26 protein-coding genes and 1 tRNA gene are annotated in these 24,254 nt (G+C 64.8%); 15 read left to right on the top strand and 12 right to left on the bottom strand.

The annotated features are described in order from the left end of the window. The first annotated feature begins 43 nt into the window (after positions 1–43). A complete protein-coding gene (gene nhaA / locus E2K76_RS02555) occupies positions 44–1,225 on the top strand; it encodes a Na+/H+ antiporter NhaA (protein WP_136682703.1) in 1,182 nt (393 codons plus the stop codon). Here nhaA and E2K76_RS02550 read toward each other — a convergent pair. Beyond that, positions 1,222–1,665, bottom strand: coding sequence for a cytochrome c-type biogenesis protein (locus tag E2K76_RS02550; RefSeq protein WP_136682702.1), 444 nt, complete (start codon positions 1,663–1,665; stop codon positions 1,222–1,224). The two genes, nhaA and E2K76_RS02550, sit on opposite strands and share 4 nt — an antisense overlap. After that, positions 1,662–3,629, bottom strand: coding sequence for a heme lyase CcmF/NrfE family subunit (locus E2K76_RS02545; protein ID WP_136682701.1), 1,968 nt, complete (start codon positions 3,627–3,629; stop codon positions 1,662–1,664). The genes E2K76_RS02550 and E2K76_RS02545 overlap by 4 nt, the downstream gene beginning before the upstream one ends. 110 nt (positions 3,630–3,739) lie before the next feature. Here E2K76_RS02545 and rocF point away from each other — a divergent pair, with 110 nt between their 5' ends. Next, positions 3,740–4,663, top strand: coding sequence for an arginase (gene rocF / locus E2K76_RS02540; RefSeq protein WP_136682700.1), 924 nt, complete (start codon positions 3,740–3,742; stop codon positions 4,661–4,663). 75 nt (positions 4,664–4,738) lie between these two features. Beyond that, positions 4,739–5,287, top strand: coding sequence for a L,D-transpeptidase (locus tag E2K76_RS02535; protein ID WP_136682699.1), 549 nt, complete (start codon positions 4,739–4,741; stop codon positions 5,285–5,287). On the opposite strand, the gene E2K76_RS02530 is transcribed toward E2K76_RS02535, so the two are convergent. After that, entirely contained in the window at positions 5,284–5,547 is a 264-nt protein-coding gene (locus tag E2K76_RS02530; protein WP_136682698.1) for an usg protein, read from the bottom strand. The genes E2K76_RS02535 and E2K76_RS02530 overlap by 4 nt on opposite strands. Positions 5,548–5,696: 149 nt before the next feature. Here E2K76_RS02530 and gyrA point away from each other — a divergent pair, with 149 nt between their 5' ends. Genes gyrA through gluQRS form a run of 3 tightly spaced genes read left to right on the top strand, consistent with a single transcriptional unit; the run spans position 5,697 to position 10,585 of the window. Continuing rightward, positions 5,697–8,411, top strand: a complete 2,715-nt coding sequence (gene gyrA / locus E2K76_RS02525) for a DNA gyrase subunit A (protein WP_136682697.1) — start codon at positions 5,697–5,699, stop codon at positions 8,409–8,411. 39 nt (positions 8,412–8,450) lie between these two features. Further along, positions 8,451–9,785 carry a methylenetetrahydrofolate--tRNA-(uracil(54)-C(5))-methyltransferase (FADH(2)-oxidizing) TrmFO gene (gene trmFO, locus E2K76_RS02520; RefSeq protein ID WP_136682696.1) on the top strand — a complete coding sequence of 445 codons (1,335 nt, stop codon included), beginning with the start codon at positions 8,451–8,453 and terminating at the stop codon, positions 9,783–9,785. Beyond that, positions 9,770–10,585, top strand: a complete 816-nt coding sequence (gene gluQRS, locus E2K76_RS02515; protein WP_136682695.1) for a tRNA glutamyl-Q(34) synthetase GluQRS — start codon at positions 9,770–9,772, stop codon at positions 10,583–10,585. The genes trmFO and gluQRS overlap by 16 nt, the downstream gene beginning before the upstream one ends. Here gluQRS and E2K76_RS02510 read toward each other — a convergent pair. Further along, positions 10,577–11,293, bottom strand: a complete 717-nt coding sequence (locus tag E2K76_RS02510; RefSeq protein ID WP_136682694.1) for a GNAT family N-acetyltransferase — start codon at positions 11,291–11,293, stop codon at positions 10,577–10,579. The two genes, gluQRS and E2K76_RS02510, sit on opposite strands and share 9 nt — an antisense overlap. 83 nt (positions 11,294–11,376) lie before the next feature. Between E2K76_RS02510 and msrB the strand changes: the two genes are divergently transcribed. Beyond that, positions 11,377–11,769, top strand: a complete 393-nt coding sequence (msrB, locus tag E2K76_RS02505; protein ID WP_136682693.1) for a peptide-methionine (R)-S-oxide reductase MsrB — start codon at positions 11,377–11,379, stop codon at positions 11,767–11,769. Here the strand turns inward: msrB and E2K76_RS02500 are convergent. Then, a complete protein-coding gene (locus E2K76_RS02500) occupies positions 11,766–12,233 on the bottom strand; it encodes an outer membrane protein assembly factor BamE (protein ID WP_394343924.1) in 468 nt (155 codons plus the stop codon). The two genes, msrB and E2K76_RS02500, sit on opposite strands and share 4 nt — an antisense overlap. 117 nt (positions 12,234–12,350) lie before the next feature. On the opposite strand from E2K76_RS02500, the gene E2K76_RS02495 reads away from it, so the two are divergent. The 8 genes from E2K76_RS02495 (at position 12,351) to E2K76_RS02460 (ending at position 17,578) form a co-directional block, all read left to right on the top strand. Then, complete coding sequence (locus E2K76_RS02495) at positions 12,351–12,893, top strand: YceD family protein (RefSeq protein WP_136682692.1); 543 nt, start codon at positions 12,351–12,353, stop codon at positions 12,891–12,893. A gap of 141 nt (positions 12,894–13,034) precedes the next feature. Next, the gene (gene rpmF, locus E2K76_RS02490; RefSeq protein WP_136682691.1) at positions 13,035–13,241 is read left to right on the top strand and encodes a 50S ribosomal protein L32; all 207 of its coding nucleotides are present in this window, start codon (positions 13,035–13,037) and stop codon (positions 13,239–13,241) included. Positions 13,242–13,266: 25 nt separating this feature from the next. After that, positions 13,267–14,367, top strand: coding sequence for a phosphate acyltransferase PlsX (gene plsX, locus E2K76_RS02485; RefSeq protein ID WP_136682988.1), 1,101 nt, complete (start codon positions 13,267–13,269; stop codon positions 14,365–14,367). Then, complete coding sequence (locus E2K76_RS02480) at positions 14,364–15,320, top strand: beta-ketoacyl-ACP synthase III (RefSeq protein ID WP_136682690.1); 957 nt, start codon at positions 14,364–14,366, stop codon at positions 15,318–15,320. Before plsX ends, E2K76_RS02480 begins: the two co-directional genes overlap by 4 nt. An 80-nt stretch (positions 15,321–15,400) precedes the next feature. Further along, entirely contained in the window at positions 15,401–15,703 is a 303-nt protein-coding gene (gene ihfA, locus E2K76_RS02475; protein WP_136682689.1) for an integration host factor subunit alpha, read from the top strand. A 12-nt stretch (positions 15,704–15,715) separates the two neighbouring features. Beyond that, positions 15,716–16,327, top strand: a complete 612-nt coding sequence (locus E2K76_RS20740; protein ID WP_246032865.1) for a MerR family transcriptional regulator — start codon at positions 15,716–15,718, stop codon at positions 16,325–16,327. 63 nt (positions 16,328–16,390) lie between these two features. Then, positions 16,391–16,468, top strand: a tRNA-Pro gene (locus E2K76_RS02465). Positions 16,469–16,522: 54 nt separating this feature from the next. After that, positions 16,523–17,578, top strand: a complete 1,056-nt coding sequence (locus E2K76_RS02460) for a 2'-deoxycytidine 5'-triphosphate deaminase (RefSeq protein WP_136682688.1) — start codon at positions 16,523–16,525, stop codon at positions 17,576–17,578. Here E2K76_RS02460 and E2K76_RS02455 read toward each other — a convergent pair. The 7 genes from E2K76_RS02455 to E2K76_RS02425 form a co-directional block, all read right to left on the bottom strand. Beyond that, positions 17,575–17,769: a hypothetical protein gene (locus tag E2K76_RS02455; protein WP_136682687.1), complete on the bottom strand. Its 195-nt coding sequence runs from the start codon at positions 17,767–17,769 to the stop codon at positions 17,575–17,577. The genes E2K76_RS02460 and E2K76_RS02455 overlap by 4 nt on opposite strands. A gap of 3 nt (positions 17,770–17,772) precedes the next feature. Continuing rightward, positions 17,773–18,393, bottom strand: coding sequence for an SMC-Scp complex subunit ScpB (gene scpB, locus E2K76_RS02450; RefSeq protein WP_136682686.1), 621 nt, complete (start codon positions 18,391–18,393; stop codon positions 17,773–17,775). Beyond that, positions 18,390–19,154 (bottom strand): segregation and condensation protein A, encoded by a 765-nt coding sequence (locus tag E2K76_RS02445; RefSeq protein ID WP_136682685.1) that lies wholly within the window; start codon positions 19,152–19,154, stop codon positions 18,390–18,392. The genes scpB and E2K76_RS02445 overlap by 4 nt, the downstream gene beginning before the upstream one ends. A gap of 3 nt (positions 19,155–19,157) precedes the next feature. Then, positions 19,158–20,141 carry a beta-N-acetylhexosaminidase gene (gene nagZ / locus E2K76_RS02440; protein ID WP_136682684.1) on the bottom strand — a complete coding sequence of 328 codons (984 nt, stop codon included), beginning with the start codon at positions 20,139–20,141 and terminating at the stop codon, positions 19,158–19,160. Further along, positions 20,138–21,100, bottom strand: coding sequence for an SPOR domain-containing protein (locus E2K76_RS02435; protein ID WP_136682683.1), 963 nt, complete (start codon positions 21,098–21,100; stop codon positions 20,138–20,140). The genes nagZ and E2K76_RS02435 overlap by 4 nt, the downstream gene beginning before the upstream one ends. Before the next feature lie 63 nt (positions 21,101–21,163). Continuing rightward, positions 21,164–22,897, bottom strand: coding sequence for an arginine--tRNA ligase (gene argS / locus E2K76_RS02430; protein ID WP_136682682.1), 1,734 nt, complete (start codon positions 22,895–22,897; stop codon positions 21,164–21,166). 61 nt (positions 22,898–22,958) lie between these two features. Continuing rightward, positions 22,959–24,104: a type III PLP-dependent enzyme gene (locus E2K76_RS02425; RefSeq protein ID WP_136682681.1), complete on the bottom strand. Its 1,146-nt coding sequence runs from the start codon at positions 24,102–24,104 to the stop codon at positions 22,959–22,961. Between the last annotated feature and the right edge of the window lie 150 nt (positions 24,105–24,254).

Genomic DNA, 24,254 nt, shown 5'->3' with positions numbered 1-24,254 from the left:
CCTTTCCCGCCCCTTATGATCCGGGCGGGAAAAGGGAGTTTCCATGACCACCGCCAAACCTGCCTCCGTCCTGCGACGTTTCATCTCCTCCGCCTCGGCCGGGGGGATCGTTCTGATGGCGGCGGCGGCTTTGGCGCTGATCGTGGCGAATTCGCCGCTTGGGCATCAATACGAACACCTGCTGCACGTCTATGTCGGCGGGCTCTCGGTTCTGCACTGGGTGAACGATGCGCTGATGGCGGTCTTTTTCCTGATGGTCGGATTGGAGATCAAGCGCGAGATGCTGGACGGGCAGCTATCCAGCTGGCCCCGCCGCATCCTGCCCGGCGCGGCGGCACTGGGTGGCATGGCCGTGCCTGCGCTATTCTATCTGGCCGCGAATGTCGATGGCGGACATCCGAACGGCTGGGCGATCCCGTCGGCGACCGATATCGCCTTCGCGCTGGGCGTTCTGTCCCTGCTTGGGCCATCGGTGCCGATCTCCCTGCGGGTGTTTCTGGCGGCGCTGGCCATCATTGACGATCTGGGGGCAGTGGTCATCATCGCGCTGTTCTATACCGCGCAGATCGACCTGGCGGCGCTGGCCGGTGCAGGCACGGTGACGGCGGTCCTGATATTGATGAACCGCGGCGGGGTGACACGCCTCCTGCCATATCTGGTGCTTGGCGCCGCGCTCTGGTTCCTGACCCTCCAATCGGGCGTCCATGCCACCATCGCAGGCGTGGTTCTGGCGCTGACGATTCCGCTCAAGACCTCGCGCTCGACACCCGACGACGCAACCTCCCCGCTGCACCGGCTGGAACATGCGATCGCGCCTTGGGTCACGTTCATCATCGTGCCGATCTTCGGCTTCGCCAATGCAGGCGTGTCCTTTGCGGGGATGAGCTTTGCGAACCTGCTGGACCCGGTTCCGCTAGGCATCGCGGCCGGCCTGTTCCTTGGCAAGCAGATCGGCGTTTTTTCGACCGTCTGGCTGGTGGTCAAGGCGGGCTGGGCCGATGTGCCAAAGAACGCGACGTGGCGGCAGGTCTATGGCGTGTCGGTGCTTTGCGGCATCGGATTCACCATGAGCCTGTTCATCGGCCTTCTGTCTTTCCCCGGCGACGCGCTGCTTCAGAACGAGCTCAAGATGGGCGTGCTTGCGGGATCGTTCCTGTCGGCCATCGCGGGCGCGTTGCTGCTGAAGGGCGCCCCGCGCGAAGCGGTGCCGACGCCCTCTCGTTAGTCCTTCAGAAGCGCGTCCAGCCGAGCGCGCTCTTCCTCGCTCAACGGGGTGTCCTGAACCGGACGGCGGCGGCGCAGATAGGTCAGTGCAACCGCGCCACCGCCCAGCAGCATCAGCGGTCCGGCGATCCACAAAAGCATCCCCGCGCCACGCGCGACGGGATTCAGAAGCACATATTCGCCATAGCGATCCACAACGAAATCGACGACCTGCTGATCGTCGTCGCCCGCCACCAACCGCTCGCGCACCAGAAGGCGCAGGTCCGAGGCGATGGTTGCGTTGCTGTCGTCGATATTCTCGTTCCGGCAGACCGGACAGCGCAGCCCCTTGGAAATCTCGCGCGCCCGCGCCTCCAGCTCCGGATCGGACAGCATTTCCCCCGGTTGGACCGCAAAGGCGGGCCCGGCCAGCAGCAGCGAAAGAACCAGCACGCGGATCATTCGGCGGGCACCCCTTGCGGACGGCGCGCCCCTGCTGCGACGCGATACCGACGATCCGACAGGCTGAAACAGCCGCCAAGCGCCATCAGGAACGACCCGCCCCAAATCCAGTTCGCGAACGGTTTGATATAGCTGCGAACGGCCCAGCCACCCGCGTCCTGCTCGTCACCGATCACCAGATAGACATCGCGCAAGAAGCCGTAGTCGATGGCCGCCTCGGTCGTCGGCATGCGGGCGACGGGATAGAACCGCTTTTCCGGCTGCAGCACGGCGATCACGTCCCCACCCTGCGACAGCGTCATTGTCGCCATCGTGGTCAGGTAGTTCGGACCCTGCGTCTCCTCGACATCGTCCAGCGTGACGGTATAGCGGCCAAGATCGAAGCTGCCGCCTTCCTGCACGACGCGGATATCCTCGACCTGCCAGGCGGTGATCGCGGCAACGGCAAAAGTCGTCACGCCAAACCCGGCATGAGAGATCGCCTTGCCCCAATCCGCGCGCGGCAAACGGCGCAGGCGGCGCAGGCGCTCTTGCAAAGCGCCGCGTCCGGTGCGCTGCCAGATATCCACCACCGCGCCGAAAACGACCCATGCCCCAAGCCCAAGCCCCAGAGGGGCCAGCGCCGACCGGCCCGTCTGCATCGCCCAGGCCAGGGCGCCAAGGGCAACCGCAAGCACCAGCACCCCGCGCAGCAACCACAAGGCGCGGCGGATTTCGGCCCGCTTCCAAGGGATCAGCCCGCCCACGGGAAGCGCGATGGCGATGGCGATGGCAAAGGGCGTGAAGGCCGCGTTGAAGAACGGCGCACCGACCGACAGGGTGCGGCCCCACAGGATTTCGGCCAACAACGGCCAGATCGTGCCGATGAACACCACGAAGGATGCAACCGTCAGCAGCAGGTTGTTCAGCACCAGTCCGGATTCCCGGCTGACGGTGGAAAAGACGCCCTTCGCCTCCATCGACCCCGCCCGCGCCGCGAACAGCGTCAGCGCGCCGCCCATGAAGACACCTAGGATCAGCAAGATGAACACCCCACGCTCGGGGTCGTTGGCAAAGGCGTGGACCGAGGTGATGACTCCCGACCGCACGATGAACGTGCCGATCAGCGAGAATCCGAAGGCGAGGATCGCCAGCAGGATCGTCCACGCCTTCAACGACTCCCGCTTCTCGACCACGATGGCGGAATGCAGCAGCGCCGCTGCGATCAGCCACGGCATGAAGCTGGCATTTTCCACCGGGTCCCAGAACCAGAAACCGCCCCAGCCAAGCTCGTAATAGGCCCACCACGATCCAAGCGCGATGCCGATGGTCAGAAACACCCATGCCGCCAGCGTCCACGGGCGCACCCAGCGGCCCCATGCGGCATCGACGCGGCCTTCGATCAGCGCGGCGACGGCAAAGCTGAACGACATGCTCAGCCCGACATAGCCAAGATAGAGGAACGGCGGATGGAAGGCCAAACCCGGGTCCTGAAGCAGCGGGTTCAGATCCTGCCCATCGAAGGGCGGCACGGCCAGCCGCAGGAACGGGTTCGAGGTCAGCAGCATGAACAGCATGAACGCCACGCCGATCATCCCCTGCACCGCCAGCACCCTTGCACGCAGCCGTGGTGGCAGGTTGCCTCCGAACCACACCGCCGATGCCCCGAACAGCGCAAGGATCAGCACCCAGAGCAGGAGCGACCCCTCGTGGTTCCCCCAAACGCCCGAAATCTTGTAGATGAGCGGCTTCAGCGTATGCGAATTTTCAACCACCAACTTCAGCGAGAAATCCGACGTCACGAACGCCACAGTCAGCGCCGCGAAGGATGCCGCGACCAGCAGGAACTGGATATTCGCCGCCAGATCGCCCACCGCCATCCAGCCGGACCAGCCCCTTTGCGCCCCGATCAGCGGGATCACCGACTGGACCACCGCCACGCAAAGCGCGAGGATCAGCGCGAAATGTCCAAGTTCGACGATCATCTTGCCGGGCTCCTTCGCTTGGCTTTGCGACCAATTATGCAAAATCGTCACTGGATTGAATGGACAATCGCGCCAAAGTCACGGGAAGGTGCGCATAGAGGAGAACCGCCATGCTGAAATCCTGCATCCTTATCGGCGCGCCCATCGACAGCGGCCAACGTCGGCCCGGCTGCCTGATGGGTCCCGCCGCCTATCGCGTGGCGGGTATCGCGCAGATGCTGACGACCCTTGGACACAAGGCGACCGACCGCGGGGATGTGGTCCACGCACCGCTGCGCGAGGTGACCCACCCCAACGCGGCGCTGCATTGCCTGCCCGAAACCATCGCCTGGACCGAGGCGCTGTCCGCCGCCGTCCAGAACGCGATGGCCGAAGGCTTTCCGATCGTCATGGGGGGCGATCATTCGCTGGCCCTCGGCTCGGTCGCCGGGGCGGCGGCGCATGCCAAGGCGGTCGGGCGGCCGCTGTTCCTTCTGTGGCTGGACGCGCATTCCGATTTCCACACGCCGGACACCACCACGTCCGGCAATCTGCATGGCACACCTGTCGCCTATATCGCGGGGCGCGCGGGCTTCGATCTGTTCCCGCCCTTCCCCGAGCCGATCGCGGCACAGAACATCTGCCTGTTCGGCATCCGGTCGGTCGACCCCGGCGAACATGCTGCCCTGCTCACGCACGAGATCGAGATCAACGACATGCGCGTGCTGGACGAACAGGGCATCGTGGCACCCCTGCGCGCCTTTCTTGACCGGGTTCGGGCCGCGAATGGGATGCTGCATGTGTCGCTGGACGTGGATTTCCTCGACCCATCCATCGCACCGGCGGTCGGGACCACCGTCCCCGGCGGCACCACCTTCCGCGAGGCGCATCTGGTCATGGAACTGCTTCACGAAAGCAGCCTCGTCACCTCGCTGGATCTGGTTGAATTGAACCCGTTCCTGGATGAACGCGGCAAGACGGCGAAGGTCATGGTGGACCTTGTCGCCTCGCTGATGGGTCGCAAGGTGTTCGACAGGCCCACCCGCAGTTTCTGATGCGGCAAAACGTCCACTCGCGCGGGCGTGATTGGCAAAACCCCACCGAGGCAACGATTTTCTTCATCCACAACGATGGAGACAGAGATGACGCAGCGACGCACCGTTCTTTTGGCTGGACTGGCCGTTCTTGCAACCCCGGCCATCCTGCGGGCGCAGACGGTGCAGAGCAACACCTCCAGCTTCCGCACGCAGGACTGGCAGGACCATTTCGGCAGCATCGGCAAAGGCGCGATCGTGGCGGACTTCACCTCGCGCGCGCTGCATTGGTGGGGCCCGAACGGCGACTATCGCCTGTATCCCAGTTCCATCCCGATGTCCGAGGAACTGACGAAACGCGGCTATACCTCCATCACACGCAAGCGCGTCGGCCCGGACTGGCGGCCCACGGCGGACATGAAACGCCGCGATCCCACCCTGCCCGATTATGTCGAACCGGGGCCGTCGAACCCGCTTGGAACCCACGCAATGTATCTGAGCTGGCCCGCCTATATCATCCACGGCACACATGACACCCGCAAGATCGGGCGGCCCTCCTCCTCGGGCTGCGTCGGGCTTTACAACGAGCATGTCGAGGAGTTGTTCGCCCTTGCCCCCGTCGGCACGCAGGTCCGCCTGATCTAGTGGATGCGGAATTCGCCCACGACGTTCCGCCATTCGCCCGGTCCGATCAATTTGCGGTGGGTGAAGCGGACGGAGTGGAGCGGACCGTCGATCTTTTCCTGCCAGAACTCGATGAAGCGGAACAGGACGGGATAGTCCGGCGCAAGGTCATAATCCTGCCAGACATAGGTGTTCAGCACATGGCGATGGTCCGGCATTCGATAGGTGAACTCCGCCAGCGTCAGACCATAGCCGTTCAGCATCATCTCCGTCTCGCGCATCGCGCACCTCCATTTTTGAAGATGATGTGACAACGCAGGTAAATTACAAGGAAAACAATCTGTTGGCAGCCAGCCGGTCCGGCTGCCATTGTCACGCGCACAGCCTGCCGCTATAGTCGCGCCACCTTAAGACGAGAGAGCGCGCAGACGTGACCGACATCCCAGAAGTCCCTGATAACGCCAGCGAAAACCCGGAACGCCCTGGTTCTTCGCACCCGCAGATCTCCATCGCCGAGGAGATGAAGACGGCCTATCTGGACTATGCGATGAGCGTAATCGTCTCTCGCGCCATTCCGGACCTGCGCGATGGGTTGAAACCCGTCCACCGCCGCATCCTTCATGCGATGAACGAATCCGGGAACAGCCACGACAAGCCTTATCGCAAATCGGCGCGTCCGGTGGGCGATACGATGGGGAAATACCACCCCCACGGCGATAGCGCGATCTATGACGCGCTGGTGCGGATGGCGCAGCCGTTCTCGATGTCGCTGAAGCTGCTGGACGGTCAGGGCAACTTCGGGTCCATGGACGGCGACAGCGCCGCGGCCATGCGTTACACCGAAGTGCGGATGGACAGGCCCGCCGCCTTCCTTCTGGCAGATATCGACAAGGAAACCGTCGACTTCCAGGACAACTACGATGGCAAGGACCGCGAGCCGACGGTCCTGCCCGCCCGTTTTCCGAACATGCTGGTCAACGGCGCGGGCGGCATCGCCGTCGGCATGGCGACCAACATCCCGCCGCATAACCTTGGCGAGGTCATCGACGGGACGCTCGCGCTGATCGAAAATCCCGACATGTCGACCGAGGCGCTGATGGAGATCATCCCCGCCCCGGACTTCCCCACCGGCGGCATCATCCTTGGCCGTTCGGGCGCGCGGAAGGCATATCTGGAAGGTCGCGGCAGCGTCATCATCCGCTGCAAGACGCGTGTCGAGGAAATCCGCAAGGACCGCTACGCCATCGTCATCGACGAGATCCCATATCAGGTGAACAAATCCTCGATGATCGAGAAGATCGCCGAGATGGTGCGCGAGAAGAAGATCGAGGGCATCTCGGGCGTGGCCGACGAATCCGACCGGATCGGCGTGCGCGTGGTGATCGAACTGAAACGCGACGCGACGCCGGATGTGGTGCTGAACCAGCTTTGGCGTTTCACCCCGATGCAGACCTCGTTCGGCTGCAACATGCTGGCGCTGAACGGCGGGCGCCCCGAACAGCTGATGCTGCGGGACTTCCTGTCCTATTTCATCATGTTCCGCGAGGATGTGGTCGCCCGCCGCACCGCGTTCGAACTGCGCAAGGCGCGCGAACGCAGCCATATCCTGTGCGGTCTGGCCGTTGCCGTGTCGAACGTGGACGAGATCGTGGCGACCATCCGCTCCTCTGCCGACCCGGCCGAGGCGCGCGAAAAGCTGATGACCCGTCGTTGGCCCGCGCATGACATCGCCGACTACATCCGCCTGATCGACGATCCGACCCATACGGTGAACGAGGACGGGACCTACAACCTGTCCGAAGCGCAAGCCCGCGCCATTCTGGAACTGCGCCTGCAACGCCTGACTGCAATGGGCGTGAAGGAAGTTACGGACGAGCTTCAGGAACTTGCCGCAAAGATCCGGGATTACTTGGAAATCCTTGGATCGCGCGATCGCATCATGGCGATCATCTCGAACGAGTTGCGCGAAGTGCGCGACCTGTTCGCCGTCCCGCGTCGCACCGAAATCGTCGATTGGGCCGGCGACATGGAGGACGAGGACCTGATCGAGCGCGAGGACATGGTCGTGACCATCACCTCGGGCGGTTACATCAAACGCACCCCGCTGGCCGAGTTCCGCAGCCAGAACCGTGGCGGCAAGGGCATCGGGTCCATGTCCACCAAGGAAGACGACGTGGTGACGACGCTGTTCGTGGCGAATACCCACACGCAGCTTCTGTTCTTCACGACCGACGGCATGGTCTACAAGCTGAAGACGTGGCGCTTGCCTTTGGCGGGCCGTCAGGCGCGCGGCAAGGCGATGGTCAACATCTTGCCGATCACGCCAGGCGTCTCCATCGCAGCCCTTCTGGCCATCGACGAGCCGGAGGCGGAATGGGACAACCTGCAACTGGTCTTCGCGACCAGCGAAGGCGATGTGCGGCGCAACGCGCTGTCCGATTTCACCAACGTCATGCGCAACGGCAAGATCGCGATGAAACTGCCGGAAAACGTCAGCCTCGTGAACGTGCGTATCGCGGACGAGAATGACGACGTGATGCTGGTGACCGATGCGGGCCGTGCGATCCGCTTCCCTACAACGGATGTGCGTATCTTCAAGGGCCGCGATTCCACCGGTGTGCGCGGCATCCGCCTTGGCGAGGGGGACCATGTCGTCTCCATGTCCGTCATCCGCCATTTCGAGGCCGATCCGGCCGAACGCGCCGCCTATCTGAAGCAGCGCCGCCTGATGGCTGGCGTGACCGAGGATGAGGGCGAGGATGACGAAGGCATCGAGGCGGGCCAGCTTTCGCAGGAACGCTATGCCGAAATGTCGGCGGCCGAGGATCTGATCCTGACGATCACCGCCCAAGGCTCGGGCAAGCTGTCCTCCAGCCACGATTACCCGGTGCGCGGGCGCGGCGGCATGGGGGTCAAGGCGATGGACGGCGCGATGCGGGGCGGTGCGCTGGTCGCTTCCTTCCCGGTGGATGCGGCGGACCAGATCATGCTTGCCACATCGACCGGGCAGTCGATCCGGGTTCCAGTGGACCAGATCAGCTTCCGCTCGCGGTCGGCTGGGGGCGTTCGGGTGTTCAACACGGCGGCGGGCGAGCATGTCGTGTCGGTCGCGCGTATTGCCGAACAAGCCGAGGACGAGGCCTGATCTTGCGCATCTTGCACCCGCAGGGGTATGAGATGCGCCATGACACAGGAACTTCATATCGTGGGCGGCGGCATGGCCGGGTCCGAGGCTGCATGGCAGGCCGCGCAGATGGGCGTGAAGGTGGTGCTGCACGAGATGCGGCCCACCGTCGGCACCTTCGCCCATCGCACCGGCTCGCTGGCCGAGATGGTCTGCTCCAACTCCTTCCGTTCGGATGATGACGAACGGAACGCGGTGGGCCTGCTGCATTGGGAGATGCGCGCGGCGAACGGGCTGATCATGGCGATGGCCGAGGCGCATCGCATCCCCGCGGGAGGGGCCTTGGCCGTGGACCGCGATCCCTTTGCCGAAAGCGTAACGGCCAAGCTGCGCGAACATCCTTTGGTCTCCATCGTGGACGAGGAGGTGACGAGCCTTCCCTCGGACGGTGCGTGGATCATCGCGACGGGACCGCTTACCTCCGGCACGCTGGCCGAGTCGATCAGGGCCGAAACGGGCGCGGACAGCCTCGCTTTCTTCGACGCGATCGCGCCTATCGTCTATGCCGATAGCGTGGACATGAACGTCGCGTGGCTCCAGTCCCGCTATGACAAGGGCGAGACGGAGGAGGAGCGGACGGCTTACGTCAACTGCCCCATGGACAAGGCACAATACGAAGCTTTCATCGACGCCATGCTGGCTGCCGACAAGGCCGAGTTCCGCGAGGGCGAGACGGCGGGTTATTTCGACGGCTGCCTGCCGATCGAGGTGATGGCCGAACGCGGGCGCGAGACGCCGCGCTTCGGGCCGATGAAGCCCATCGGATTGACCAATCCGCATAACCCCGACGTGAAGCCCTATGCCGTGGTGCAGCTGCGCCGCGACAACAAGCTGGGCACGCTCTACAACATCGTCGGGTTCCAGACGAAGATGAAGTATGGCGCGCAAACCGATGTTTTCAGGATGATTCCCGGGCTTGAAAACGCAAGCTTTGCCCGTCTTGGCGGCATCCACCGCAACACCTTCCTGAACTCGCCCACATTGCTGGACGACCGGATGCGCCTTCGCTCGCGCCCGAATATCCGATTCGCGGGTCAGGTCACGGGCGTCGAGGGTTACGTTGAAAGCGCCGCGATGGGGCTTCTGGCGGGCCGGATGGCTGCGGCAGAGATCCTTGGCCGTGACCTGCCGCCGCCACCGCCCGACACCGCGACGGGCGCGCTGATCACCCACATCACCGGCGGGGCCGAGGCGAAGACCTTCCAGCCGATGAACGTGAACTTTGGCCTGTTCCCGCCGATCGAGGCGAAGGGCGGACGCCGGGGCCGCAAGGACCGTTACAAGGCCTATACCGACCGAGCCAAGGAAGCCTTCACCGAATGGCTGGCTATGTGAACCGCTTTGCCCCGTCGCCGACGGGGCCATTGCATCTGGGCCACGCCTTTTCCGCGCTGACCGCGTGGGACCGGGCGACGGAAGGCACATTCCTGCTTCGGATCGAAGATCTGGACCAAGGTCGCTCGCGCCCTGAATGGGTGCGGGGCATCTATGACGACCTCCGCTGGCTTGGGCTGGATTGGCCCGAGCCGCTGTTCCAGTCCACCCGCCTTGACGCCTATGACACGGCGCTGGCACGGCTGGGGGAGATGGGCGTGACCTATGCCTGCACCTGTAGCCGGGCGGACATAAGAGCGGCGCAGACCGCACCGCAGGAAGGGCCGGACGGGCTGATCTACCCCGGCACCTGCCGCGCCCTGCACCGCCGCCCCGGCCCCGACGATGCCGTGCGTTTGGACATGGCGGCGGCCCTGAACCTGACCGGCCCGCTTTCCTTTACCGAGACGGGGATTTTCGCGGGCGAGCATCGCCCCACCCGCATGGTCGAAGACATCGGCGACGTTGTCCTGTCGCGCCGCACGATGGGCGCGGCCTATCACCTTGCCGTGGTGGTGGACGATGCGTTCCAGAACGTCAGCGAAGCCGTACGCGGCGCGGACCTGTTCGCCGCGACGCCGATCCATGTGCTGCTGGGCAAACTGCTGGACCTGCCCGCCATCCGTTTCCACCACCACCGTCTGATCCGCGACGAGACTGGCAAACGGCTGGCAAAGCGCGACGATGCCCGGGCCATCGCCGCCTATCGCGCCGAAGGTGCCACGCCGGAGGATGTCCGGCGCATGGTTGGCCTAGCCTGAAACCGCGCGCAACAACCGCGCCCGCGCGGGCGGGATGCGCGCGATCTCCAGCCCGGTGAAGACATGCAGCGTGTTCATCGCGCGGTCGATGACGGCGTGGTCGGACACCCACCCCCCCATCGCGAGGTAGGTCCGCAGCAAGGGCGGCAAGGTCTGTGTCGCCTGACGCATGTCCGGCTCGCCCGCGCCGGTGACGAAATCATGGACCTCCGGCGCGCGGATGCCGGGACGCCATGCCTCAGGCACGATATGCGAACGGGCAAGCGCCGCGAAGGCATGCCCATAAGGCGCGGGGTCCGTGCCGTGAAAGGATGAACAGCCGAACAGAAGTTGCGCCGAAACCCCGTCCACCAGCCCTGTGACCGCTGCCCAGGCCGCGCGCAGGATGTCGGGGTCATGGCGGTCGGGCGCGATGCAGAAGCGTCCCATCTCGACCAGCGGGCCGGGAAAGCCCTTCAGCCCCGACAGGTCGTAGAACTGGGCGGAATAGCTGGCTTCGATCTCCTGCGGCTCCAGAGTCATCAGACGCAGGCAGGCGACAAGATCCTGCCCATCCTCGACCAGAAGATGGGTGCAGAGCGCGTCATGCGCATCGCTGTCCAGCTGCTTGGTGCCGAAGGCCAGCGTGCGAAGCGTCTGCGCGCGACGCAGATCGCTCGCGCCCTCGCCCGTGCGGATGGTGTATCGGCCCCGGATCAGCGGCGGCATGGATGCCCTCATCTTGGCGAAACCGCCTGCCCTCCCTAGATATTGGCGAAACCGGCCGCCGCGCAAGCCGAGAGGAGAACCGCATGACCGACAAGATCGAAAAGACCGATGCCGAGTGGCGCGAACAACTGACCCCCGAACAGTATCGCGTGACCCGCCAACACGGAACGGAACGCGCCGGAAGCCATCCGGGCTTTCCGAAAGAGGCCGGAACCTTCACCTGCGTCTGCTGCGGCGAGCCGTTGTTCGAGCAGGACACCAAATACGAAAGCCATTGCGGCTGGCCCAGTTTCTTCGCCCCGCGCGATGGTGACGCCGTCGCCATGATGCGGGACGATTCGCACGGGATGCAGCGGATCGAGGTCCATTGCGCCAAATGCGAGGCCCATCTGGGTCATGTCTTTCCCGACGGGCCACAGCCCACGGGGCTGCGTTACTGCATCAACGGCGTGTCGCTGGACTTCAAACCCGATTAATCTTCAAGGATCTGGTCGGCCCGCAGACGGCCGACCGATCCGAACAGCTGCCGAAGGAAGCTGCTGCCCTGAATGCTGGTCGTGGTCACACGGCGCGACAGCGGAACGATCACGCCCTGATCCAGCCCGAAACGTTCGATATTCTGCACGCGGCCATCGGGGGTGAAGGAGACGGCCAGAACCTCACGCTCGACCTCTTGCGGTTGGCGCAGCCCGAAATGACGGAAGCGGCTTTGTATGTAATACCAGCCGCTGTCATTCAGCAGTGCCGCCGTTGCCGGACGACCGATGGCGGCTGCGACATCGTCCCGCGTGTCGCCGATCTGCACTTCGCGCAGGTCGACCTCGGTCGGGACATATCCGTGGTTGCGATAGACGGGGGAACACGCCACCGTCACCAGAAGCACACCGCCAAGAAGGCCGCGGCGGGCCGTTGCCCCTGCCGCCGTCATCCGTCCTGCCAGACCCATGCCCACCCCTTGCCTTGCGGGCCGCGGCCCCATAATTCCAACCGGACGTTGCCGGATTTGCCGATGGCTTACCAGAAGGCAGCGCACTTGTTCAAGAAAGGATGCGCCAGCATGACCGATCTGCCGCTGAGCCAACCCTTCCGCGTGGCCAGCCTTCCGACGCGCAAACCGCAACGCTTTGCCCTATCGCCCGATGCCGCCACCCGCGCCGCGATCGCGAAGGATCTGGAAATCACCGCCGTCCGCGCCCTGCGGTTCGAGGGAGAGATTCGCGCCGACCGGAAGAACGACTTCCTTCTGGAAGCCACGTTGACCGCCACGGTGGAACAGCCCTGCATCGTCACGCTAGAGCCGGTGGTCACGAAGATCGAAACCCGCGTCAGCCGCCGCTATAGCGCCGATTTCACCGTGCCGGACGCCGCCGAGGTGGAGATTCCCGAAGAAGACATCGAGCCTTTGCCCGAGGTGATCGACATGGGCGAGGTCGCGGTCGAAGAACTTTCGCTTGCCCTGCCCCCCTATCCCCGTGCCAATGGGGCGGAACTGGGCGAGGCCGTCCATGCCGCACCGGGCGAAGTGCCGCTTACCGATGCCGACCTCAAGCCCTTTGCCGGGCTTCAGGCGCTGAAGGACAAGCTTGGCAAGGACGGCTGAAAAGGGGCTTGCAACGGCGCGGGATTTCGCTATGTTCCGCGCCTCATCGAACGTATGGATCTTGCGTTGCCCGGATGGGCCAAATGTCTGATCCAAGAGGCAAACAGGGGCACGTCCCCTCATAAATCTGAGGTCGAGACAATGGCTGTCCCGCAGAACCGAGTCACCAAATCGCGCCGCAACATGCGCCGCTCGCACGACGCACTGGTCGCGTCCAACCCGTCCGATTGCCCGAACTGCGGCGAACTGAAGCGTCCGCACCACGTTTGCGGCGCATGCGGCCATTACGACGCACGTGAAGTCGTTTCGACCGCGACCGAAGTCGATCTGGACGAAGACGCGGCCTGAGGCCGTGTCGCCGCGCCTGCCCGAGATGTCCAATGATGCGAACATTCCGGCCGCCGGCGTAGGCAAGGTCGTCATTTCCGTCGACGCCATGGGCGGCGACAGGGGCCCGGCTGCCGTAGTGGCCGGGCTTGTCGACTCCGCCAGCAAGAACCCCGACATCCACTTCATCCTGCACGGGGACGAAGGGGAGCTTTCGCGTCTGCTGGCAAAGCACAAGATTGTGGCGGGCCGTTACGACCTGCGCCATGCGCCGCGCGTCGTCACCATGCATGACAAGCCCAGCCAGGTGATGCGTCACGGCAGCGGCACGTCCATGTGGTCGGCCATCGACAGCGTGAAGAACGGAGAGGCGAGCGTTGCTGTCTCCTGCGGCAATACCGGCGCGCTGATGGCCATTTCGATGGTGCGCCTTCGCAAGATGCCGGGTGTGAACCGCCCTGCCATCGCCTGCCTCTGGCCTTCGCGCAACCCCGGCGGCTTCAACGTGATGCTGGACGTGGGCGCCGACATCAAGGCCGAACCCGAAGACCTGCTGCAATATGCGCTGATGGGCACATCCTATGCCCGCAACGGCATGGAGCTTGCCCGCCCCCGCGTCGGCCTGCTGAATGTCGGCACCGAGGAACATAAGGGCCGGGCCGAGCTGAAGCAGGCGCATGACCTGATCGCCGCTCATTCCGAGCGTGGCAGCTATGAATATGTCGGCTTCGTCGAGGGCGGGGATATCCCCGGCAACCGCTGCGATGTGATCGTCACTGACGGCTTTACCGGCAATATCGCGCTGAAGACGGGCGAAGGCACGGCAAAGCTGGTCTCCGATTTCCTGAAGGACGCGTTTCGCGCGACCTTCCTGTCGAAAATGGCCGCCGTTCTTGCACTGACCTCACTGAAGCGTCTGCAAAAGCGGATCGATCCGCGCCGCGTGAATGGCGGCGTGTTTCTTGGTCTTAATGGAACCGTCGTGAAATCCCACGGTTCGTCCGATGCGACCGGCGTTTCCGCCGCGATCAAGCTTGCATTCCAGCTTGCGAAATCCGGGTTCAACGACCGGCTTGCGGCGCGGGTCGCATCGGCGATGCCCTCGGGGGAAACGACAATGAAAACAATGGACGGATCCGCCGGATGACATTGCGCGCCGTGGTCAGGGGCGTCGGGCACTACCTGCCCGACCGTGTGGTCCCCAACGCAGAATTCGAAGCCCGGATCGAGACGTCCGACGAGTGGATTCGCAGCCGCACCGGAATCGAGCGGCGGCATTTCGTGGCCGAAGGTCAGACGACCGCCGACATTGCCGCCCGCGCCGCCCGCGCCGCACTGGCCGATGCCGGGATGGATGTCGCCGACATCGACGCGGTGATCGTGGCGACCTCGACCCCCGATTTCACCTTCCCCTCGGCCGCGACGATGGTTCAGGCGGAACTGGGTATGACCCAGGGCTTCGCATTCGACGTGCAAGCAGTCTGTGCCGGCTTCATCTTTGCGCTGACCAATGCCGACGGTCTGATCCGTTCGGGTCAGGCGAAGCGCGTGCTGGTCATCGGGGCCGAGACATTCTCTCGGCTGATGGATTGGGAAGATCGGACCACCTCAGTCCTGTTCGGTGACGGCGCGGGCGCGCTGGTGCTGGAGGCCGAGGAAGGCGAACGCGGCATCCTAGCGGGCGATCTGCACAGCGATGGGCGTTACCGCGACCTGCTTTACGTCGACGGCGGCACTTCGACCGGCAAGACGGGCGTTCTGAAGATGCAGGGCAAGGAAGTCTTCCGCCACGCTGTCGAAAAGCTGGCGGCGACCGCCCATGCCGCGCTGGACAAGGCCGGGCTGACGGCCGAGGACGTTGACTGGATCGTGCCGCATCAGGCCAACCTGCGCATCATCTCGGCCACCGCACAGCGGATGGGACTGCCGATGGACAAGGTCGTCGTGACCGTGCAGGACCATGGCAACACATCGGCGGCGTCGATCCCGCTGGCACTGTCGGTGGGCAAGCAGCGCGGCCAGATCAAGCAAGGCGACGTCGTCGTGACCGAGGCGATCGGCGGCGGCCTTGCCTGGGGCTCCGTCGTCATCCGCTGGTAAAGCGGCAACTGCAAGTTGTTGATATTGACAGCGGAAACCATCAGCCTCATCCTTTCGGAACACATTCGGGGGGAATGGGAATGAGCGACAAGACTCTTACACGCATGGACCTGAGCGAAGCGGTATTCCGCGAGGTCGGGTTGTCACGAAACGAATCCGCACAGCTGGTCGAAAGCGTGCTTCAACATGTCTCCGACGCTTTGGCATCGGGCGACACGGTCAAGATTTCCAGCTTCGGCACGTTTTCGGTGCGCGACAAATCTGCGCGGGTCGGGCGCAATCCCAAGACCGGCGACGAAGTGCCGATCAGCCCGCGCCGCGTGCTGACCTTCCGCCCGTCGCACCTTATGAAGGACCGCGTGGTCGCAGGGACCAAGAAGTAACACGAGGATATCATGGAGAAATCGGCAGAGGCCTTCCGCACGATCAGCGAGGTGGCCGATATCCTCCAGACACCGGCCCATGTGCTGCGATTCTGGGAAAGCCGGTTTCTACAGATCAAACCCGTGAAGCGGGCGGGCGGACGGCGTTATTACCGCCCGTCCGACATTGCGCTTTTGTCGGGCATCCGGCGGCTTTTGCATGATGATGGCATGACCATCCGCGGCGTGCAGAAAATCCTGCGCGAACAGGGCGTGCGCCATGTCGCCTCGCTTGGAAGCGCGGCTGAAGAAGCCGCCTTCGTAGAGGTCGAGGAAGAAATCCACACTGCCGAAGTGCATCACTTCCCTGTCCGCGCCGCCGCAAGCGGCGAATCGGACTGGGCCTTTGCGACCGACACCGTCGCCCCCGATGATGCAGAGACGCCGCCGCTTGGCGCAGGTGATGCTGCGGCGGCCCTTCACCGGGCCGAGCGGCTGCGTGTGCAGGGGGCGCCCATCACCGCCTCGACGGCCATTGCACGGCTTCGCGACCTGCCCTCGGGCAGCTTGAACGACGCGGCTGCACGGCAAATCCGCGCCGCATTTTCCGCGCTTCGCGAACGTATCGCATCAACCGCAAGATAGCGCGAAACAAATGCGATTTCCGGCTTGCCCCTGCCCGGAATATCGTTATGTATCGCCCCGTGTCGGGCCGTGGCGCAGCCTGGTTAGCGCGTCCGTCTGGGGGGCGGAAGGCCGCGAGTTCGAATCTCGCCGGCCCGACCATCACCGAAAGCCGTCCGTTCAAACGGGCGGCTTTCGCTGTTTCTGGGGGTATTTATGACCGGTGTTCTTCCTGCGCAGACGCTGCGCAACCTGATCGCCCGCGGCATCATCGCCGCCACGCCGGACGTTCTGGACGAACAGGTGCAGCCCGCCAGTGTCGATCTACGGCTGGGCACCCATGCCTATCGGGTGCGGGCCAGCTTCCTCGCGGGACGCGGACGTTCCGTGCAAGAGCGAATCGCGGAATTCGAGATGCACCGGATCGATCTGACCGATGGCGCGGTGCTGGAGAAGGGCTGCGTCTATGTCATCCCCCTGATGGAGCGGCTGGCGCTGCCGCCGGGTATCAGCGCCGTTGCGAACGCCAAAAGTTCCACGGGTCGCCTCGATCTGCTGACGCGCACCATCACGGATGGCGGGGTGGAGTTCGACCGGATCGCGGACGGTTATCATGGCCCCCTCTGGGCCGAAGTTTGCCCGCGCAGCTTTTCGGTGCTGGTCCGCCCCGGGATGCGCCTGAACCAGTTGCGGCTGCGCCAGGGTCAGGCCGTGCTGTCGGATGCCGAGCTTGCGTGCCTTCACGCGCAGACACCGCTTGTGCCGGACACGCCCGTGATCTCGGGCGGGCTTGGTTTTTCGGTCGATCTGGAACGCGGCCTCGTGGGCTGGCGGGCCAAGCCACACACCGGCGTGATCGACCTTGGCCGGATCGGCCACTATCCCGCCTTCGACTTCTGGGAGGAGGTGCGCGCGACTGACGGCCATATCATCCTCGATCCCGGTGCGTTCTATATCCTCGTCAGCCGCGAGGCGGTGACGATTCCGCCCGACCACGCCGCCGAAATGGCCCCCTATCTGGCGATGGTGGGCGAGTTTCGGGTGCATTACGCCGGTTTCTTCGATCCCGGCTTCGGCCACGGCACCGGCGCAGGGTCGCGCGGCGTGCTGGAGGTGCGCTGCCACGAGGCGCCCTTCGTGCTGGAACACGGTCAGGTCGTCGGGCGGCTGGTTTACGAGCGCATGTCGGCGCCGCCGGATATACTCTACGGCGCCGGTATCGCATCGAATTATCAAGGACAGGGTTTGAAGCTGTCCAAGCACTTTCGCTAACGCATCTTGCGAGTGACCTTCGCCGCCTGCCGCGCACGTTTCGCGGTGGAGCGGGCGGAGGTCTGAAGTTGCTTGCTTCCCGCCGTGCTGGTGGTGGTCGTGCCGCGCTTCGCGACGTAGTCGGTGCCCTTCTTGATCAGAAACGGCAGCGCCATCACGATCAACTTGCGCAGAATGCCATTCATCTTCATCGCTCAATCCTCGAAAAGTTCGCTTTGCCCGGACGGGCTCTCATCCTCGTCAGGCTCTGCTGCATTGCCCCCCGGCGGGGGCCTGTTGTCAAGCAGCCCCGCTTCGCGAAGTTCCTTCAGCCCGGGCAGATCGCGCGCGGATTCCAGCCCGAAATGGTCCAGGAACTGTTCGGTCACGACGAAAGTCACCGGGCGGCCCGGCGTCATCCGGCGGCGTCCGAGCCTGATCCATTCCAGCTCCAACAGCTGATCGACGGTGCCACGGCTGACCGCAACGCCGCGGATCTCCTCGATCTCGGCGCGGGTGACGGGCTGGTGATAAGCGACGATGGCCAGTGTTTCGATCGCAGCGCGGGACAGCTTGCGCGTCTCGACCACGTCGCGCTGCATCAGGTGCGACAGGTCCGGCGCGGTCCGGAAGGCATAGCTGTCGCCGATCCGCAGCAGCGCGACGCCCCGCCCCTCGTATCTGCGGCGCAGATGGGTCAGCGCCTCGGCGGGATCGCAACCATGCGGCATCCGCGAAGCAAGCTCGGCGATCGTCACCGGTTCGGCAGCGGCGAACAGGATCGCCTCGACCATGCGCTCCTGGGCATCCATGGCGGGGGGCGCGAAAAGGCTCATGCGCGCCTCCGGATCTGGATGGGGGCAAAGGTGTCGCCCTGCCGGAGTTCGATCTGCCCGCGTTTGGCCATTTCAAGCATCGCCGCGAAATGGGCAGCGGTGGAGGAACGGCGGCGCATCGGATGCCCGTCCCAGCCCTCGGGCAGCCATTCGGTCAGGTCCGACCAATCGACCAACGTGCCAAGAAACCCGCGCATCCGGTCCAGCGCCTGTTCCATCGTGAACACGTGGTCCCGGTCCATGACGAATGGCCGAAACTCGTCCTTCGTGCGCAGGCGGGCATAGGCACGCATGAGGTCCAGCAGGCTGGCGGAATAGGTGATGCGGCGGTTGCGTGTGACTTCTTCTGGAAGCCCGCGCGCGAAAAAGTCACGGCCGCGCTGGTCGCGCGCCATCAGCATCGCCGCTGCCTCGCGCATGGCCGACAGCCGTTCAAGCTGAAAGGCCAGATGCGCGGCCAGATCCTCGGCGCTCGGGCCTTCCTCGGTCGGATCGGGCGGCAGAAGCAGGCGGGATTTGAGATAGGCGAGCCAAGCCGCCATCACCAGATAGTCCGCCGCAAGTTCGATCCGCAGCGCCTTCGCCTCGTCGACGAAGCGCAGATATTGCTCGGCCAGTTCCAGAACGGAAATCTGCCGCAGATCGACCTTCTGGGTGCGCGACAGCGACAGAAGCAGGTCCAGCGGCCCCTCGAAGCCCCGGACGTCCACGATCAGCGCCTCGGCCTCAAGCCGCTCGGCTACGTCAGCAGCATCCACCATCGTCTATCCGATCAGAAGGTCCGATAGTTCGGCATCCAGTGCCGCCATGTCAACGCTTTCGGGCGCGCGGCGCATTGCCAGCGCGGCATCGCCCCGGCGCGCGGCATCGGCGCTCATGCGACCGGCGACATCCGCCACGGCGACGCGTTCGGCCAGATCGCCATTGCAATGCAGCACCACATCGCAGCCGGCTGAAAGCGCCGCTGCCGTCCGCTCCGGGATCGTGCCGGCCAACGCTTCCATCGAGATGTCGTCGGTCATCAGCAACCCGTCAAATCCGATCTCCTCGCGGATCAGGCGGATCATCGTGGGCGAACAGGTGGCGGGTCGGTCATCGAAAGCGCGGAAGACGATATGCGCGGTCATCGCCATCGGCAGATGGTTCAAGGCGCGGAAGGGCGCGAAATCGGTTTGTCGCAGATCCTCAGGATCGGCAGTTACGGTGGGCAGGTCCTTGTGCGAATCCGCCGTCGCGCGGCCATGGCCCGGCATATGTTTGATGATGGGCAGAACGCCCTGCTCCAAATGCCCCTCTGCCGCGGCCCGCGCCAATGCGGTTACCGTTGCAACGTCGGTGCCATAGCAGCGGTTGCGCAGAAACGGATGCGTCGCATCGCCGGCAATATCGGCCACCGGGGCACAGTTCGCGTCGATCCCGACCCCGCGCAGTTCGGCAGCGATGATCCGGGACCGCAGCCGCATCGCCGCGACCGGATCGCGCGAACCCACCTCCAGCGGCGGCTGCCATTCGCGCCAGTGCGGGCCGCGCAGACGCTGCACGCGTCCACCCTCCTGATCAACGAGGATCGGCGCATCGCGCCCCACGGCCTCGCGCAGCGCGGCACAAAGCGCGCGCACCTGATCCGGGGTCTCGACATTCCGACCGAACAGGATGAAGCCGAACGGGTCCGCGTCGCGGAAGAATGCCCTTTCATCCGCGCCGAGCGTGAGCCCGTCGCAGCCGAAGATCGCCGCCCCGTGGGTCATCGGTTCGCGACGGGAATACAGGCGGCGTTCTCGGCCAGCAGCGCCGAACAGAAGCGCCGCGCATCGGCCTCGTCCGCGAAGCCGTTGGCGCGCAGGCGATAGAAGGTCCGCCCCCCGCTTTGCGCCTGCTGGACGACACGGCCTTTCTCGCTCAGCAAGTTGCCGAATTGGCTGGTCAGGCGGTCCCATTCGCGCCGCGCCTGTTCTTCGTTGTCGAAGGCACCAAGCTGCACCAGCCGCTCGCCGGATTTCAGCGTGGTCGAGGCAACCTCGCGCGCGGGCGCCGCCGCCGGGCTCGCTGCTGCCACCTGCACGCCGCCCGGCCGCGATGGCGGGCGGGGCGAGCGGGTCACGGCCCCTGCGGGCGCGGGCGGGATGTCTTCTTCCTTCAGTTCCGGCGGGATCAGCGTCGGGTCAATCACCGGGGCGGCGATCACCAAGCCGTCGATCGGCTCGCCATCGACCGAAGCGGCACCGGTCTGTTCCACATCCTCGCGCGCAGGTTCGGTCGGCGGGGCGGGAAGGCGTGCGGGCATCGCCACGCTGCCGGTCCCGTTCGCCTCGGCCACGGCCTGCATGATGGCGGCGTCAGGCTCTATCCCCTCCAACCCCGGCCCGTCGGCCATGTCCAGTTGCGCGGCGCGCGGGGCAAGGGTGATCTCCTCGCCGCCCGGAAGCGCGCTGCCCACGGCGGCGATCGCGTTCACGGCAAGGCCCTGATGCGCGGCGATCTCGCCGCCCGGGTCCTCGGGGGCGATCCGCATCGGACCTTCCAGCGCACGAACCACGGGAATGCCGGTCACGTCGCGAACGGCGACCTGATAGCCCCAGATGCCAAGCCCCACCACCATCGCGACCGAGGATACGGCCCCGGCGATGTTGATGATGCGCTGGACGCGCAGCGGTCTCGCGGGCGCGTATTCCGCGCCATCGAAATCGTCATAGTCAATCTCGGCCATGCCCACTGCCCCAATGCGGCGGTTGATCCGCCCTGCCTGCTCTGAACCGGTGGGTGGCTTTTATCAGCGCATTTCCCGGGCCGGTGTGACACCCAAGATACCCAAACCGTTGGAAATCACAACGCCCGTGGCCCGTGCGAGGCCGATTTTTGCTTGGGTGATGCCCGCATCCTCCTGCACGAACCGCAACGACGTATCGTCATTGCCGCGGTTCCACAGCGCGTGGAAGTCCGACGCCAGTTCGTAAAGATAGAAAGCGATGCGATGCGGCTCGTTGCTGCGGGCGGCGATCTCGACCAGACGCGGCCATTCGGCCAGCTTCTTCGCCAGCCCGATCTCGGCATCGTGGTCCAGCAGCGTCATATCCGCCCCGGCCAGCGTCAGATCATCCACCTCGACCGTAGCCTTGCGGATGACAGAGTTGATCCGGGCGCTGGCATACTGGACGTAGAAGACCGGGTTGTCCTTGGACTGTTCCAGCACCTTGTCGAAATCGAAATCCAGCGCCGCATCGTTCTTGCGGGTCAGCATCACGAACCGCGTCACGTCCGCGCCCACCTGTTCGACCACGTCGCGCAGGGTCACGAAGGTCCCGGCCCGCTTGGACATCTTGAAGGGCTCGCCGTTCTTCCACAGCTTCACCAGCTGGATCAGCTTGATGTCCAGCGGCACGCGACCGTTCGACAGCGCCGCGACGGCCGCCTTCATCCGTTTTACGTAACCGCCATGATCCGCGCCGAAAATGTCGATCAACTGATCGAAGCCGCGTTCGACCTTGTCATAATGGTAGGCGATGTCGGGCGCGAAATAGGTCCAGGACCCATCGGACTTCATCACCGGACGGTCCACGTCGTCGCCATGCGCGGTGGAGCGGAACAGCGTCTGTTCGCGCGGCTCCCAATCCTCGGGGGTCTTGCCCTTCGGCGGCTCCAGCACGCCTTCATAGATCAGGTCCAGCGCCCGCAGACGGTCCAGCGCCGCCTCGATCTTGCCGGTGCCATAGAGCGCCTTTTCCGACGAATAGACGTCCATCTTGACGTTCAGCGCGGCCAGATCCTCGCGGATCATCGCCATCATCCGCCGCACGGCGAAATCGCGGATCGTGATCAGCCATTCGCTTTCGGGCTTGTCCAACAGAGCGGTGCCATAGGCTTCCTTCAGCGCCTCGCCCACCGGGATCAGATAATCGCCGGGGTAAAGCCCTTCGCGGATCTCCGGCTCCAGTCCGTTCGCCTCGCGGTAACGCTCGTATGCCGAACGCGCCAGCACATCGACCTGCGCGCCGCCATCGTTGATGTAGTATTCGCGCGTCACGTCCCAGCCGGCAAAGGCCAGAAGCCGCGCCAGCGCATCGCCCACCACCGCGCCGCGCGTATGGCCGACATGCATCGGACCCGTCGGGTTGGCCGAGACAAATTCGATGTTCACCTTGGTGCCCGCACCGATGGCGCTGCGCCCGTATTCATCGCCTTGCGACAGGACCGCCGCCACCAGCCGCTGCCACAGCGCCTTGTCCAGCCGCAGGTTCAGGAACCCCGGCCCCGCCACCTCGACCGCCGTGATGCGCGGATCGGCGGACAGGCGCGCGGCCAGCCCCTCGGCGATCTGGCGCGGCTGCTTCCCGGCGGGCTTGGCCAGCACCATCGCGGCGTTGGTCGCCATGTCACCATGGGCCGCATCACGCGGCGGCTCCACCGCGACGGCGGTCAGGTCGAGCCCCTCGGGCAGTTCGCCCGCCGCCTGCATCGCGGCGATCGCCTCGGTCACAAGGGTGCGGAGTTCGGAGAAGAGGTTCATCATACACGTCCTGTCTGTCGCCCCCGGGATGCCAGAGGCGGCGCGCAGGGTCAATGGAAGCCTAGAGTTTCAGGCTCAGCACCGTGGCCAGCGACAGCTCTCCGAATCCGTTGAAGCGGGTATTTGTGACCGATGAATAGGCGCCCATGCCCTGAAAGACGACGAAATCACCCTCCTCGACGCCGTCCACCAACTTCATCTCGCCCGGGATACGGTCGACGGAATCGCAGGTCGGGCCAAACAGGATGCGTTCCGACTTCTCGCCCGTCCGCAGCTTTCCTTCGGGGGTCAGCACCTCCACCCGGTCGATCACCCCGATCAGCGGCAGTTCCGTCAGCGAGCCATAGATGCCGTCGTTCAGGAACACATGCTGCCCATCGCGCACCGCCTTCACGCGCGAGGCCAGCGTGAAGGCATCGCCGCAGACGCCCCGCCCCGGCTCGCAGACCAGATCGGGGTCGCTGCTGCCAAAGGCTTCCTCGGTCACGTCGGCGATGCGGTCGAAGATCGCCTCCAATTCCGGGGTCACACCGTTCAGACGGTGGTTCGGAAAGCCCCCGCCCACATTCAGCCGCGAAATCGTCACGCCCGCATTCTTCGCGATACTGGCCGCCGTGCGGATATAGGGGTCCCACGCGCCCGGTTCGGTGCATTGCGTGCCGGGATGGAAGGCCAGCGACGGGATGAACCCCGCCCGCGCAACATCGGCCAGCAGGTCGGTCGCAAGCTCCACCGTCGCGCCGAACTTGGCACCGGCGTTATAGGCCGCACCCATGACCGGCAGCTTGAAGCGCACCGAAATCTCGCAACCCTCGGGCGAGACAAGCTCCATCAGCTTGGCCAACTCGCTCGCCGAATCGACGGAATAGCTTTTGACCCCGAGTTCGACCGCCGCGCGGATTTCGGCGCGCGACCGGACGGGGTTGTTGTAATGCATCGCCGCGTCCGGATCGACACGGCGGACCAGACGCATCTCGGCCGGCGAGGACACGTCGTAACCCCGAACACCTGCGGCGGCGAGGTTCTCGATCACCACCTCCTCGGGGTTGGCCTTCACGGCATAGGTGACCATGCCCGGAAACCCGTCGATGAACCGCCGCGCCACCGATTGCAGCAAGGATGGCGAAAAGAACAGCACCGGCGCTTCGGGCTGCATCGTGCGCAGGTATTCGGCTGGTCTGGTCCAGATCGTCTTGGAAAGTCCCATCGGCGTTTCCTTTCTGCCAACAAGACGCCGGGGACCCGGACAGGTTCCCCGCGCGGAGAATCGAGGGGGCGCGTATGCGACACATCGCGGCCCGTGAAAAGACCCTATTCGCACGAAGGTTTCGGTATCATGACGCCATGGGCTTGGCCT

The sequence above is a fragment of the Falsirhodobacter xinxiangensis genome, from assembly GCF_004959935.1.
GTDB lineage: Bacteria > Pseudomonadota > Alphaproteobacteria > Rhodobacterales > Rhodobacteraceae > Falsirhodobacter > Falsirhodobacter xinxiangensis.
This window is presented reverse-complemented; position numbering and strand designations above follow the sequence as displayed.

Coding starts and splice junctions, on each gene's coding strand:
- nhaA (WP_136682703.1), top strand. CDS start 44: ATGACCACCGCCAAACCTGCCTCCGTCCTGCGACGTTTCATCTCCTCC.
- E2K76_RS02550 (WP_136682702.1), bottom strand. CDS start 1,665: ATGATCCGCGTGCTGGTTCTTTCGCTGCTGCTGGCCGGGCCCGCCTTT.
- E2K76_RS02545 (WP_136682701.1), bottom strand. CDS start 3,629: ATGATCGTCGAACTTGGACATTTCGCGCTGATCCTCGCGCTTTGCGTG.
- rocF (WP_136682700.1), top strand. CDS start 3,740: ATGCTGAAATCCTGCATCCTTATCGGCGCGCCCATCGACAGCGGCCAA.
- E2K76_RS02535 (WP_136682699.1), top strand. CDS start 4,739: ATGGAGACAGAGATGACGCAGCGACGCACCGTTCTTTTGGCTGGACTG.
- E2K76_RS02530 (WP_136682698.1), bottom strand. CDS start 5,547: ATGCGCGAGACGGAGATGATGCTGAACGGCTATGGTCTGACGCTGGCG.
- trmFO (WP_136682696.1), top strand. CDS start 8,451: ATGACACAGGAACTTCATATCGTGGGCGGCGGCATGGCCGGGTCCGAG.
- gluQRS (WP_136682695.1), top strand. CDS start 9,770: ATGGCTGGCTATGTGAACCGCTTTGCCCCGTCGCCGACGGGGCCATTG.
- E2K76_RS02510 (WP_136682694.1), bottom strand. CDS start 11,293: ATGCCGCCGCTGATCCGGGGCCGATACACCATCCGCACGGGCGAGGGC.
- msrB (WP_136682693.1), top strand. CDS start 11,377: ATGACCGACAAGATCGAAAAGACCGATGCCGAGTGGCGCGAACAACTG.
- E2K76_RS02495 (WP_136682692.1), top strand. CDS start 12,351: ATGACCGATCTGCCGCTGAGCCAACCCTTCCGCGTGGCCAGCCTTCCG.
- rpmF (WP_136682691.1), top strand. CDS start 13,035: ATGGCTGTCCCGCAGAACCGAGTCACCAAATCGCGCCGCAACATGCGC.
- plsX (WP_136682988.1), top strand. CDS start 13,267: ATGTCCAATGATGCGAACATTCCGGCCGCCGGCGTAGGCAAGGTCGTC.
- E2K76_RS02480 (WP_136682690.1), top strand. CDS start 14,364: ATGACATTGCGCGCCGTGGTCAGGGGCGTCGGGCACTACCTGCCCGAC.
- ihfA (WP_136682689.1), top strand. CDS start 15,401: ATGAGCGACAAGACTCTTACACGCATGGACCTGAGCGAAGCGGTATTC.
- E2K76_RS20740 (WP_246032865.1), top strand. CDS start 15,716: ATGGAGAAATCGGCAGAGGCCTTCCGCACGATCAGCGAGGTGGCCGAT.
- E2K76_RS02460 (WP_136682688.1), top strand. CDS start 16,523: ATGACCGGTGTTCTTCCTGCGCAGACGCTGCGCAACCTGATCGCCCGC.
- E2K76_RS02455 (WP_136682687.1), bottom strand. CDS start 17,769: ATGAAGATGAATGGCATTCTGCGCAAGTTGATCGTGATGGCGCTGCCG.
- scpB (WP_136682686.1), bottom strand. CDS start 18,393: ATGAGCCTTTTCGCGCCCCCCGCCATGGATGCCCAGGAGCGCATGGTC.
- E2K76_RS02445 (WP_136682685.1), bottom strand. CDS start 19,154: ATGGTGGATGCTGCTGACGTAGCCGAGCGGCTTGAGGCCGAGGCGCTG.
- nagZ (WP_136682684.1), bottom strand. CDS start 20,141: ATGACCCACGGGGCGGCGATCTTCGGCTGCGACGGGCTCACGCTCGGC.
- E2K76_RS02435 (WP_136682683.1), bottom strand. CDS start 21,100: ATGGCCGAGATTGACTATGACGATTTCGATGGCGCGGAATACGCGCCC.
- argS (WP_136682682.1), bottom strand. CDS start 22,897: ATGAACCTCTTCTCCGAACTCCGCACCCTTGTGACCGAGGCGATCGCC.
- E2K76_RS02425 (WP_136682681.1), bottom strand. CDS start 24,104: ATGGGACTTTCCAAGACGATCTGGACCAGACCAGCCGAATACCTGCGC.